Annotated in this window: 10 protein-coding genes; 1 reads left to right on the top strand and 9 read right to left on the bottom strand. The window is 52.7% G+C overall.

Annotated features, from left to right (window positions below):
- Nucleotides 1–9: 9 nt before the first annotated feature.
- The 3 genes from ACTHPM_RS03100 to ACTHPM_RS03090 are packed head-to-tail and all read right to left on the bottom strand — an operon-like array spanning nucleotide 10 to nucleotide 2,365.
- Nucleotides 10–780 carry an ABC transporter permease gene (locus ACTHPM_RS03100; protein WP_440393713.1) on the bottom strand — a complete coding sequence of 257 codons (771 nt, stop codon included), beginning with the start codon at nucleotides 778–780 and terminating at the stop codon, nucleotides 10–12.
- Nucleotides 781–797: 17 nt separating this feature from the next.
- Nucleotides 798–1,640 (bottom strand): ABC transporter permease, encoded by an 843-nt coding sequence (locus ACTHPM_RS03095; protein ID WP_440393712.1) that lies wholly within the window; start codon nucleotides 1,638–1,640, stop codon nucleotides 798–800.
- On the bottom strand, nucleotides 1,637–2,365 hold the full coding sequence (locus tag ACTHPM_RS03090) for an ABC transporter ATP-binding protein (protein WP_440393711.1): 729 nt from the start codon (nucleotides 2,363–2,365) through the stop codon (nucleotides 1,637–1,639). Before ACTHPM_RS03090 ends, ACTHPM_RS03095 begins: the two co-directional genes overlap by 4 nt.
- 178 nt (nucleotides 2,366–2,543) lie before the next feature.
- Here ACTHPM_RS03090 and ACTHPM_RS03085 point away from each other — a divergent pair, with 178 nt between their 5' ends.
- Nucleotides 2,544–3,323, top strand: a complete 780-nt coding sequence (locus tag ACTHPM_RS03085; protein ID WP_440393710.1) for a class I SAM-dependent methyltransferase — start codon at nucleotides 2,544–2,546, stop codon at nucleotides 3,321–3,323.
- 43 nt (nucleotides 3,324–3,366) lie between these two features.
- On the opposite strand, the gene ACTHPM_RS03080 is transcribed toward ACTHPM_RS03085, so the two are convergent.
- From ACTHPM_RS03080 to ACTHPM_RS03055, 6 genes are all read right to left on the bottom strand, one after another.
- Nucleotides 3,367–4,368, bottom strand: coding sequence for a substrate-binding domain-containing protein (locus tag ACTHPM_RS03080; RefSeq protein ID WP_440393709.1), 1,002 nt, complete (start codon nucleotides 4,366–4,368; stop codon nucleotides 3,367–3,369).
- Entirely contained in the window at nucleotides 4,337–6,139 is a 1,803-nt protein-coding gene (locus ACTHPM_RS03075) for a cache domain-containing sensor histidine kinase (protein WP_440393708.1), read from the bottom strand. Before ACTHPM_RS03075 ends, ACTHPM_RS03080 begins: the two co-directional genes overlap by 32 nt.
- Nucleotides 6,136–7,740 carry a response regulator gene (locus tag ACTHPM_RS03070; RefSeq protein ID WP_440393707.1) on the bottom strand — a complete coding sequence of 535 codons (1,605 nt, stop codon included), beginning with the start codon at nucleotides 7,738–7,740 and terminating at the stop codon, nucleotides 6,136–6,138. The genes ACTHPM_RS03075 and ACTHPM_RS03070 overlap by 4 nt, the downstream gene beginning before the upstream one ends.
- 131 nt (nucleotides 7,741–7,871) lie before the next feature.
- On the bottom strand, nucleotides 7,872–8,846 hold the full coding sequence (locus ACTHPM_RS03065) for an ABC transporter substrate-binding protein (protein ID WP_440393706.1): 975 nt from the start codon (nucleotides 8,844–8,846) through the stop codon (nucleotides 7,872–7,874).
- 88 nt (nucleotides 8,847–8,934) lie between these two features.
- Nucleotides 8,935–9,882, bottom strand: a complete 948-nt coding sequence (locus tag ACTHPM_RS03060; protein ID WP_440395333.1) for an ABC transporter permease — start codon at nucleotides 9,880–9,882, stop codon at nucleotides 8,935–8,937.
- A gap of 83 nt (nucleotides 9,883–9,965) precedes the next feature.
- Nucleotides 9,966–11,468 carry a sugar ABC transporter ATP-binding protein gene (locus tag ACTHPM_RS03055; RefSeq protein ID WP_440393705.1) on the bottom strand — a complete coding sequence of 501 codons (1,503 nt, stop codon included), beginning with the start codon at nucleotides 11,466–11,468 and terminating at the stop codon, nucleotides 9,966–9,968.
- Between the last annotated feature and the right edge of the window lie 123 nt (nucleotides 11,469–11,591).

Raw genomic sequence — 11,591 nt, 5'->3', positions numbered from 1 at the left:
ATCCGGGCATTACTTCACCCAGTTTCTACGGTGCCACCACAACATTGTAACGGCAAACCCCAGAATCATACAAATCATCACCGGCAGCACAAAGGCATGAGCATAGCTTCCCGCCATCCACTCAAAGACCGTCGATATGCCGAACAGCAGGAAGCTGAACGTATCCGACACGTACATCGAGCCGACTGCAATTCCGACCCAGCCAAGATAGCAGATGATCGGACTTGGCAGCGCCGTACAGATGAGCCCCGTCAGACTAAGCTGGGCCAGCATAATCAGCATGAACAATCCGTAAGATTCCAAGCAGTACAGGAAGGCTCCAGCCGGGTCATAAGAACGGTCCGGATTCAAGAATACGACTGTGTCCACGCTTGGCTTGAACAAATGGCCGAAGATTTCGCCGACCGCAAAGGTCACGAGGAGAAACAAGGCCATCACGATCGCCAAATTGATCCATTTGGCAGCGAGCATCCGCATGACCGAAATCGGTCTGATCAGAACCAGGCGAAGCTGTCCTGCATGGTATTCGCCGTTAAAGCTGTCAATCATTAGAATCGGGCCGATAATCAGCACAAGGAAAAAGGACACTTCCTTCAACAAAAACAGTGAAAAGTTTTGAGCTGTCAGCGGAACCGTCGATACGTTATCGAACGCCCCCAGGTGCTGCATATTCAAAAACAAACAATCGAGTAAAACGATGCCGACGAAGATCAGCAGGCTGACAAGCGTCTTCTTGCGCTTCCACATCCGCTGCCAATCGCTTTGCATAAGCTGTAGCATGTTATTGTGTCCTCCTTTTAAGTGTAGCGATCTGATTTGGTAAAAAGCAGACGGGAGCCTGCCAAGAATATCGCCGTGTAACCGGCTATGGCGCCGATCATCCATGCGCCGGCATGCATGTCCTTCAGCTTATCCGCGCTCGACATCATGACGGCAATGCCGCTGAACTGGATTTCGGAGAGCGACAAATATTTCAGCATGCCCGGCAGACCAAGTCCCAGCACGCGGTTCGACAGATCGAACACCAGTGGAAACCCGAGCGAGCAGAGCAGGAACCCCATGCCAAGGCCGATAGCTGCGGTCGATGAGCGAGACAGCACGCCGATTCCAATGAACACGGAACCCATCGCGATGATCGAAGTATAGGCCATCCCATAGTAACCGAGCGTGTATACAATCATATCCTTGCTCGGTACGGCATGATCGTAATAAAACAGCATTTGCTGAGGCGACGATGGAAAGAACAGATACCCGGCCGCAACCGCCATGAGCAGATACACAATGAAGAACAGCGCCATCATGAGCGCGAATGCCAGCCACTTGGCCCAGAACAGCTGGCTGCTGCTGTATGCCCGCAGCATCACCATGCGAAGCTGTCCCGACCGGTATTCCTCTGTAAAAGACAAGGTCAGCAGAATCAGCGCAACCACGTTAAACACAATGATCAGCTGCTCGATCATGGCCATGACCGGAAAATTCTCCGCGGTCGTATGCTCGGGGCTCCCCACCGGGACCGCCAAATTATGCCCTGTGTAATATTTAGCCGTGGCTATAATGATCAATGGTATGGCGATCAGGACCAGCCATGCGATTTTCCGTTTCCATAAACGTTCCCATTCACTATGCAGCAGGTTCATCATGAGGTCATCATCTCCACAAAATGATCTTCGAGACTGCTGGTGCCGGCAATTTCCTGCCATTCTTCCTGCGTTCCCTGCCATACCAGTCTTCCTTCCTTGATGATGACGAAGCGGCTGCATATCCGCTGCAATTCATCCAGCAAGTGGCTGGATACGAAAAACGTGATGCCATGCTTCTCGTTCAGCTCCAGAATCAGATTCCGCAGCTCGCGGATTCCCATCGGATCCAGTCCATTGGCCGGCTCATCCAATATAATCAGCTTCGGATCGCCCAGAAGAGCCTGAGCGATGCCAAGGCGCTGCTTCATGCCAAGCGAATATGTCTTCACTTTATCCTTGCCGCGAGCATCCAGACCCACGATCCGAAGGACTTCATCAACGCGCGAATGGCGTTCGCTTTTCGGAATGTTCGCATGCAGCTTAACCAGATTCAGCAGGTTATCCCTGCCGGACATGTATGGAAAAAAGATGGGCGACTCCACGATTGCTCCGACCTGGCCAAGCGCCTTCATACGATCCCGCTGCACGTCAAACCCTTCGATACGAATGCTTCCTTCCTCTGGTCTGATGAGTCCCGTTATCATGCGAATCAGCGTCGTTTTCCCCGCACCGTTCGGTCCGACAAAGCCGCAGACATCCCCTTTCAAAATATCGAAGGACATGTCGCCGATTAGCGTGCGCCGTCCTGCCTTTTTGCTAATATGTTCGATTTCCAGTACTTTCATTGTCCAATCCCCTCCTGCCATTGATCTTAGAGGGCAATTCTAAACAATTTATAACGTCTGTCATTTTTTTTGAAAAATCATGTTCATCCGAGCCTGAATGCCTTATAATACAAATCAAATCATCCCATAATACAAGACTAGGTTTCACTATACGGAACTAAATAGGGAGGGTATACGCATGCCGATGAATTTTCATGATCCGAATAATCGCAAGTCCTATACAACTCGCACAGCGGATGCCGCTTGGCTGGATTTGATTGCAGATAACGTGGACCTTGAAGGAAAACAAGCCATAGATATCGGCTGCGGGGGAGGAATCTATACGCGGGCACTGCTTGCGCTGGGCGCTGAGCATGTCACGGGCGTGGACTTTTCGGCGGAAATGCTGAAAGGTGCGGAAGTCAGCCTGTCAGCGGATGACTCGGCGAAAGTAACCTGGCATCAGGGAGATGCATGCCGGTCAGGACTGCCTTCCGAATATGGTGATGTCGTGCTCGAACGGGCGCTGATTCACCATCTCCGGGATTTGCGGGCTTGCTTTACGGAAGCGCGGCGGATCTTGAAGCCCGGCGGAACGCTCATCGTTCAAGACCGGACACCCGAGGATAGCTTGCTGCCTGGATCTGTTACGAACATCCGCGGCTACTTTTTCGAACAATATCCCCGCTTGGCGGAGTCTGAAGTTTCACGGAGACACACCTCCGAGGCCACCTCAGCTGCCCTAAAGGCCAGCGGATTCGATGAAATCCGGGAGCTGAAGCTCTGGGAAACGCGGGCTATATATGAGAATACCGGAGAATTATTCGAGGATTTGCGCCGGCGTACCGGCCGCTCCATCCTCCATGAATGCAGTGACGCAGAGCTGGAAGACCTGATCGCTTATATCTCGGCGCAAATCAAAGGATCCGCCCCGATCATCGAGAAGGATCCTTGGACGATTTGGCTCGCTAAGGCTTGAGTCAGTTCACGGATACGTGAAGAGGAATGTCCGCCTGCCATCTTCAATTCTCGGGCAGCTCATCTTCGAACGGGAACAGCAGCTTCTGGTTTTCGTTCGTGTACATATTATACTTGGTGATGACTTTGGAACCCGTATCCAGCATTTTTGGAACGTTCTGTCCCTTGATAATATTAATGGCCGTTTTGACGCTCAGATACCCCATATTAAAAGGCCGCTGAATGATCGTTGCCTGGATGACGTCCCTGTCGATCAGCCGGATCTCGCTGTTGGAGTTGTCAAAGCCGATCAGGCTCACCTTGCTCTGAAGCCCCAGATTGTAAATAGCTTTGCCTGCGCCGACGGTCGAAGGCTCGTTCAAGGCGACGATACCGCGGATGTCCGGTTGAATCATCAACAAATCCCGCGTTAGTTCGTAGGATTTTTGTACCTCTCCGTCACTGAAAATCGTGGCAAAAATGTTGTCGTACCCACCTTTCTTCAGCTCGTCCCTTACTCCCTTTTCCCGGTCCAGAGAAGTTCCCGTACCCTGAATGTAGCTGACGATCGCAATTTTCTCATGAGGCTTGACATGTTCTTTCAACAGCTGCGCGGATTTGCGTCCGGCTTCGTAATTGTCTGTCGCAATAAAACTCCTCGGCATGTCGCCTTGGACGTTGGAATCGACCATAATGAGCGGTATACCGGCATCCTCAACCTTTTGTGCCGCCGGAACGAGCTTGATATAATCGCTGGCTGCCAGCAGAATTGCGTCTGGTTTGCTTGCGATGGCCTCTTCCACGATCCGAATCTGACCTTCCACGTCCCGCTCCGTTCGTGTGCCCATGATCTTCACGTCGGCACCGAATTCCTTGGCGGCCATCATGACTCCCTGCTGCATGACAACCCAGAATTCGATCGTAGGATCCACAGATTTGGGAATGTAAACGATGAAGGGCTTTTTCGGATGAAGCGTTCGGGACATCGCTTTGTAGCTGCTCGAGCCTGCCATGGCCAGAGCTGCCAACAGCAGGCTAACCAGCGTCCATTTTACCCATTTCCCCATCGTTTCCCACTTCTCCTTCCATATAAGGAATCCTCAGCGTGACAACGGTTCCTTCCTCCCGCTCGCTTTCGTAATGCAGACCGTATTGATGTCCAAAGTACAGCTGTATCCGGTGATTGACGTTGGCTACGCCGACGCCGGTTCCGCTGCTGTCTTTGGGTTTATCCATCAGCACCGTGCGCAGCTTATCGGCATCCATGCCTTCGCCGTCATCCGAGATCGTAATGACAATCGTATCTGCCTCCCGCCATCCCCGGATCTGAATATGGCCCTGATCGGGTTTCGGCTTGATTCCGTGATAAATGGCGTTCTCTACGATCGGCTGCAGTACCAGCTTCAGGATTGGCGATTCCAGAATGCTGTCCTCCACCAGGATCGAGTAGGTGAATTTCTTTCGGTAACGTCTGCTTTGAATCGTCAGGTAGCTGTGGATATGCTCCAATTCGACCGACACGGGAACGAGCTCTTCGCCTTTGCTGATGCTGGACCGAAGCAGCCTTGAAAGCGCTGTCGTCATCTCGACCACGTCATCCACCTTTCCCGACTCGGCCATCCAGATGATCGAATCCAGCGTGTTGTAGAGAAAATGCGGCTGTATCTGCGATTGAAGCGCCTTCAGCTCGCTGCGCCTTTTCATCTCCTGTTCCTGCACGATCTGGTTCATCAGTTCTTTAATACGCGCAATCATCAGATTGAACGTGCGGGCAAGTTTGCCGATTTCATGCGTACCTTCAATATCTACCCGGATGTCGAAATTGCCTCGCTCGGCTTTTTTCATGTGCATCTCCAGATTTTTCAGCGGCTTGGTCAGTGCATAGGACAAAATAATGGAGATCGTCAATGCAAAAATCAGGCACAGCACGCCCCATAAAGCCGCAGAAGTCTGCATTTGGCGCTTATTCTCGATCAGTTCATCCGGATAGGTTACCGCGACGATTTTCCAGCCGAAAGAAGTGGTGGCTACGGTGTAAATCTTGCTTTCTTCCGATTTACCGAGCTTAATGCTGCCCTCTTGCATGTCCAGCACGGTCTGCATCTGTTCGGACTTCAGCTCCGAGTGAATCAACTGCTGCTGCGGATGGTATACCAGATCGCCTGATGGCGAAGCGATGAACACATACCCCCGCTTTCCCAATTCGATCTGCCTGCACAGGTCGTTAATGACGTTATAGTTCAGATCGACGAGCAGCACGCCTTCCTGCGACTGGCCTGCCGCCGGAAGCTTTCGGCTGATGGATACGACCCAGCGGTACTCGTCTTCGAAAATATGCTGCACATGCGAAGGAGATACGACCTCCTCGGAGGTGGTCAATGCCAGCTTATACCAGTCCTGCTGCATCCACTCCGATTTGGATTTCATGATGGCGTGGACCTGATCCGATACGAAATCCCCGTCCTTGTTGACGTAGAGAATGGACGCGATATCTTTCCTCGACTGGACCACGGATCGCAAATACTGGCTCGCGCCCCGCTTCAACGATTCATCCGAATTTCGCTCGGCCGCCGTGGCGTCGACGAAACGCATGACGTCGCGGCTCGATATGACCAGGGATGCGATGCTTTCCATATTTCCGATATAGGTCTGGATGTTGACCTTCACCTGCTCGATGAGCTGGGAGGTATTCTGGATGGAGCTGCTGGTGACCGCACTCGAAGACAACCGGTATGACGAAAAGCTCAAAATGGCTGTCGTGCACAGGATGAGGCAGGAAAATGCAATGGCGATATTCATGTGAATGCTGCGGCGGCTGAACAACCTCATCCAATTCATGATTGAACGCTCTCCTGCTGCATTCGGTATTCTTTCGGTGTTTTCCCGGTATTCCTTTTGAAGAGCACGCTGAAATACTGAGGGTCGCCATACCCCGTCTTTTCGGCGATTTCGTAGCTTTTCAGACGTGTCGTAACGAGCAGCTCCTTGGCCTTCTCCATGCGGATTCGGGTCACGTACTCCACAAAGGTTCCGCCGGTATGCTGCTTAAACAACGAACTGAAATAGCTCGCGCTCATGAAAAGGTGACTGCAGACCTGCTGAAGGGACAGCCCCTCATCGTGATAATTCGCCCGGATGTAAGCTTCCGCCGTATCCATTTGCGAACGGATATGAGAGGAGCGCTGCTCTGTTAGATTAACGAGTATGTCTTTGCTCATGCCCTCAATCCACGCATGCGCCTCATCGAGGGTTCGAAATGAAGCTACCCTGGTGAAAGCATCGGACGGAATCAGGCTCGCATCGCCCAGACCGGTCTCTTCCGCATGCTTCATCATCGCAATCAGGATTTGATACAGGATGCTGTGGCATCTTTGCACCGAAACGCCGCCTTGCTTCAATTCGCTGAACCATTCCCGGAATACCGATGATACCTCACTCATATGTCCTGTTTTCAGCGAGCTGATCAGCCGCTTTTCCCAGGCCTCCGTATAAGCCGGTGCCGCGTGCCCGTACTCCACGTCCTGAATGGAAATAATCCTGCCTTCCCCCAGCAAAAAGGTGTAATCCAGCGATGAGAGCGCTTCCTGATAAGAAGACGAAATGTCCTCGAGCGCTTCACATCTCCTGCCAATGCCGATGGAAGAAGGAAGCCTGATAAATTTATCGAGGCTGCTCCGCGCCTGATCCGCCACCCTCTGAGCCTTCAGCTCCAAATGCTCCGGCCTGCCCTGCAAAATGATTGCCAGTCGGTCATCCCGGGTGCGGAAAGCGATGCCGCTTCCGTCCTGCTCGAGCTGTTCTTGGACGATATTATAGGCAGCAAACTGCAGGAGCTCCTGCTCGTCACGCTGCTCCCGCCTGCCGCCCGCCTGACCGAGATCCATAACCAGAGCAATATAGGACGGCCCTTCCAGCCGGATCTGAAAATAATCAAGCTTCCGCTGCAGCATCTCGGGGGCGATCCGCGTAAAAACAAGCCTTTCCATAAACCGTTCGCGCAGAAGCGGCAGGGACTCATTCAGCTGGATACGCAGCTGGCTTAAATTGCGCCGCTGTTCCCGTTCGGCATCCAGCTCTGTCTTCATTTGATTCATGAGGGACGTAAATTCACGGGCGTTGATCGGCTTCAGCAAATATTCCTGAACCCGGTATGTGATCGCCTGCTTCGCATATTCAAAGTCCTCGTAGCCGGTAATGATCACGACCTTGATATCCCTGTACTGCTCGCTCACGATGCGTGCAAGCTCAAGCCCGTCCATAAACGCCATGCATATATCGGTCACGATCAGGTCTGGACGTTCGATGTCGACGGCATCCAGCGCGTCGTGCCCGTTGTCGTATTCACCGGCCAGTTCGAAGCCGCAGCTTTCCCAGGAAATTTTGTTGCGGATCCCTTCGCGAACCTCGTCTTCGTCATCGATCAATATCACCTTGTACACCGGGCTCCCCCCTTCCTTAGGCTTCGCTTCCGCTGGCATGCAGTAACTGTAAATAGCATAACAGAGACAAGCGCTTTTGCGCAGTCTCCGCTATGCTATATTTTCGGATTATTCCTTTCCTTTTCTGGGAATTATTCGTAAAGAAGCGGCTTGATTTCGTCGGAATCGATATTGTTTTTATCGTACCAGTGGAATCCGGTATCGATGTCTTTCTCTACCTTTTCGCCTTTCATGGCCTGAACGGCTGCTTTGACGGCTTGATAGCCAATGCCGATCGGATCCTGCGTGATGGCTCCGGCCATCGTGCCATTGCGGATGGCATCCGTTTGCTGCTTGCCGGAATCATAGCCGATGACGATGATTTTGCCGCTCTTCTTCATTTCGCTGACCGCGTTCGCCACGCCGATGGCCGAGCCTTCATTGGCGCCGAAGAAGCCCTTCAGGTCCGGATGGGCCTGCATGATCGCTTTGGCCAAGTCGGTGGATTTCAATTGGTCCCCGCCGCCGTATTGGATATCGACAATCTTGATATTCGGATATTTGCTCTCGATCTGCTCCTTGAATCCGTCGCGGCGGTCTACGCCCGTGCGGCTGGTTTGGTCATGGACGACAAGCGCGATTTCGCCGGCTCCGCCGATCAACTCCGCCATTTTGTCGGCCGCAAGCGCGGCGGCTGCCTTGTTATTCGTCGCTGCCGTTGCAAGCGGAATGTCACTGTCTACGCCCGAATCGAAGCCAATGACCGGAATATTGCCCGCTTTGGCTTTTTCGAGCAGCGGAACCGCAGCCTTGCTGTCCAGCGCCGCGAAAGCAATCGCGCTCGGCTTTTTGTCGAGGGCGGTTTGCAGCATTTCGATCTGCTTATCGACCTGCGTTTCGGTTTCCGGGCCTTCAAAGGTAATTTCGACGTCGAATTCCTTGGCCGCTTTCTCGGCGCCGGATTTGACTGCCTGCCAGAATTGATGCTGGAATCCCTTAGATACGACCGGAATGTAAGGCTTGCCTGAGCTTGCCTCCTTGTCTCCTCCGCTGCCGCATGCGCTCAGCATCATGACCGCCGCCAGCACCCCGCTGATCAGGATCAATTTCTTTTGTTTTTTCTTCATCCGTATTCCCCCTCATTTTCATTAAATTGAACGCTTTTTCGTATGCAAACTCCCCTTAGGAAGGCGATACCGCACGTTAACCGCGATGCTACGACTTGTTTTTCCTGCGCCGCAGAATATCCATGTACACTGCGAGAATGATGACCATTCCGACAATGACGGTCTGCCATTCCTGGGCAACCGACAGAATACGAAGTCCGTTCGTCAGTACGCTCATGATCAGAGCCCCGATAACCGTTCCCAGGATCGAGCCCATGCCGCCGCTGAGCGACGTGCCGCCGATGACAACCGCTGCGATCGCTTCAAGCTCGTAACCGCTGCCGAGTGCCGGTTGTGCCGAATTCAGGCGGGAAGCCATCATAATTCCCGCAATTCCGCTGAAGGTACCCGTAATGACATAGATGATGACTTTCCAGAATACGGTGTTCACGCCGGATAGCCGCGCTGCTTCCTCGTTGCTGCCAAGCGCAAAGTTATAACGGCCGACGATGGTTTTCGACAGAATAAAGCTTGCGAGGACGGAGGCAATCAGGAAGATCCAGACCGCATTCGGAATCTCGAGGGCAGGAATCGTGCCCATGGTCAGCTGGTTGAATAGCGGTTTGTCTGTAAAATAAATCGGCTTCGTTCCGGAAATGATGAGCGACAACCCCTTGGTGACCATCATGACCGCGAGCGTAGCGATAAACGGCGGAATCTTCATTTTGGCGATCATCAAACCGCTGACCAGTCCGCAAAATGACCCCGCAAGAATCCCGCCAATGACACCGATCCACACGGGTCCATTCCAATACGTAATGAACACGCCTGCCATGACCGAGGAGAAGGTCATGACGGTTCCGACCGAAAGGTCGATGCCGCCCGTAATAATGACGAAGGTGGAACCAAGCGCCAGGACGCCGATGACGGCCGTCGAAAGCATGATACCGACCAAATTATCAAACCGGAAGAAATTTCCGGACATGACGCTGAACACCACAATTAATATAATCAGGCTGGCAAAGGCGAGTATTTTCTGCCTCGCAGCACCTTTCATTCTTGTACTCTTCACCAGATGTTTCCCGGCGGCTGCTGTCTGTGTTGAATGACCTTTCATGCGTAATCCCCCTATACCTCGTTCTACATAACCCGCGACCGCATCGTCGCGTATTTCATGATCGTTTCCTGCGTCGCTTCCTCTGCGCTGAGCTCTCCCGTGATCCGGCCTTCACACATGACGATAACCCGGTGGCTCATCCTTAGAATTTCAGGCAGCTCGGAGGAGATCATGATGATCGACTTTCCGGCAGCCGCAAGGTTTTCAAGAAGCTTATAAATTTCGCTTTTGGCCCCGATATCAATGCCCCTTGTCGGTTCGTCGAAGATCAGCACGTCGCAATCCCGCGTCAGCCATTTGCCGATCACGACCTTCTGCTGGTTGCCGCCGGACAGGAATTTCACCTTCTGACCGATGCTTGGCGTCTTGATCGACAGCGATTGGACAAGATGCTCCGCCGTCCGGTTAATCGGCCCCTCCTTCATCCAGCCCGCCAGATTCCGGTATGACTTATAGGAAGCAATAGCGATATTGCTGGCAACGTCCATATCCACCAGTACCCCGAACCGTTTGCGGTCCTCGGACAGGTAGCCGATTCCCTGGCGCACCGCATCGTGCGGGCTTTTGATCTTGGCCTTCTCGCCGCGGATATAAATTTCGCCTTGATCTACCGGATCCGCCCCGAAAATCGCCCTTGCCACTTCCGTCCGGCCCGCGCCCATCAAACCGGCGAAGCCGAGGATTTCTCCCTTTTTCAAGTGAAAATGGATATCCTTCAGCTCCCTTCCTCGGGACAATCCTTTGACCTCAAGTACCGTTTCCGCATCGGGACCGACGGGCGCAAGCGACTCCGTCTCATACAGTTCTCTTCCAACCATCATGCGGATGATATGATCGACGTCCATATGCTTGGTTTCCACCGTATCGACATACGCTCCGTCCCGCATCACGGTAATCCGGTCGGATATTTGCTTCAGTTCTTCCATCCGGTGCGAAATATAGATTATGCCGACTCCCTGCTGCTTCAATTGGGCGATGATCCGGAACAAATCCTGAATCTCGGTTTCCGTTAACGCCGCCGTCGGTTCATCCATGATCAGAACTTCCGATTGAAAGGAAAGCGCCTTCGCGATTTCCACCATCTGCTGCTTGGCCACGCTCAGCTGCGAAACGAGCATCCTCGGATCCAGCTTCAGGTTCATCTGCTCGAACTGCCTGCTGACCCGAAGATTCATCTCTTGGTCATCAACCAGGCAGCCAAGCTTCTTCGGTTCCCGGCCGAGATAAATATTCTGGGCGATCGTCAAATGCGGAAGCAGATTCAGTTCCTGATGAATCATACTGATTCCGAGATTTGTTGCCGCACGCGTATTCGGGAGTTCGATGTCTTCGCCCTTGTACACAATGCGGCCGGCATCCTTCGTATATACGCCGGTAGCAATCTTCATCAACGTCGATTTGCCGGCTCCGTTCTCGCCGACCAGTGCATGTACTTCGCCCGGCCGCAGCTCCAGCTTGCACTGCTTTAGGGCATGCACGCCGGGAAAGCTCTTTTCGATTCCTTCGAGACTTAACAAAGCATTCACATTAGTCCCCCGTTTCTGCTGATTTGATCTGCGTGGGAAGCGTTTACATCATTGTAGCTTCATTGTACCGGGACGCCCGGAGCACGAATATGGAATAATCTCTTCAAAAAAGTTAAAAAATCT

The sequence above is a fragment of the Paenibacillus sp. SAFN-054 genome, assembly GCF_051966755.1.
Lineage (GTDB): Bacteria > Bacillota > Bacilli > Paenibacillales > Paenibacillaceae > Paenibacillus_AQ.
This window is presented reverse-complemented; position numbering and strand designations above follow the sequence as displayed.

What these genes read in the sequence shown, in the direction of transcription:
- ACTHPM_RS03100 (WP_440393713.1), bottom strand. Translation starts at nt 780, where the DNA reads ATGCTACAGCTTATGCAAAGCGATTGGCAGCGGATGTGGAAGCGCAAG.
- ACTHPM_RS03095 (WP_440393712.1), bottom strand. Translation starts at nt 1,640, where the DNA reads ATGATGAACCTGCTGCATAGTGAATGGGAACGTTTATGGAAACGGAAA.
- ACTHPM_RS03090 (WP_440393711.1), bottom strand. Translation starts at nt 2,365, where the DNA reads ATGAAAGTACTGGAAATCGAACATATTAGCAAAAAGGCAGGACGGCGC.
- ACTHPM_RS03085 (WP_440393710.1), top strand. Translation starts at nt 2,544, where the DNA reads ATGCCGATGAATTTTCATGATCCGAATAATCGCAAGTCCTATACAACT.
- ACTHPM_RS03080 (WP_440393709.1), bottom strand. Translation starts at nt 4,368, where the DNA reads ATGGGGAAATGGGTAAAATGGACGCTGGTTAGCCTGCTGTTGGCAGCT.
- ACTHPM_RS03075 (WP_440393708.1), bottom strand. Translation starts at nt 6,139, where the DNA reads ATGAATTGGATGAGGTTGTTCAGCCGCCGCAGCATTCACATGAATATC.
- ACTHPM_RS03065 (WP_440393706.1), bottom strand. Translation starts at nt 8,846, where the DNA reads ATGAAGAAAAAACAAAAGAAATTGATCCTGATCAGCGGGGTGCTGGCG.
- ACTHPM_RS03060 (WP_440395333.1), bottom strand. Translation starts at nt 9,882, where the DNA reads ATGAAAGGTGCTGCGAGGCAGAAAATACTCGCCTTTGCCAGCCTGATT.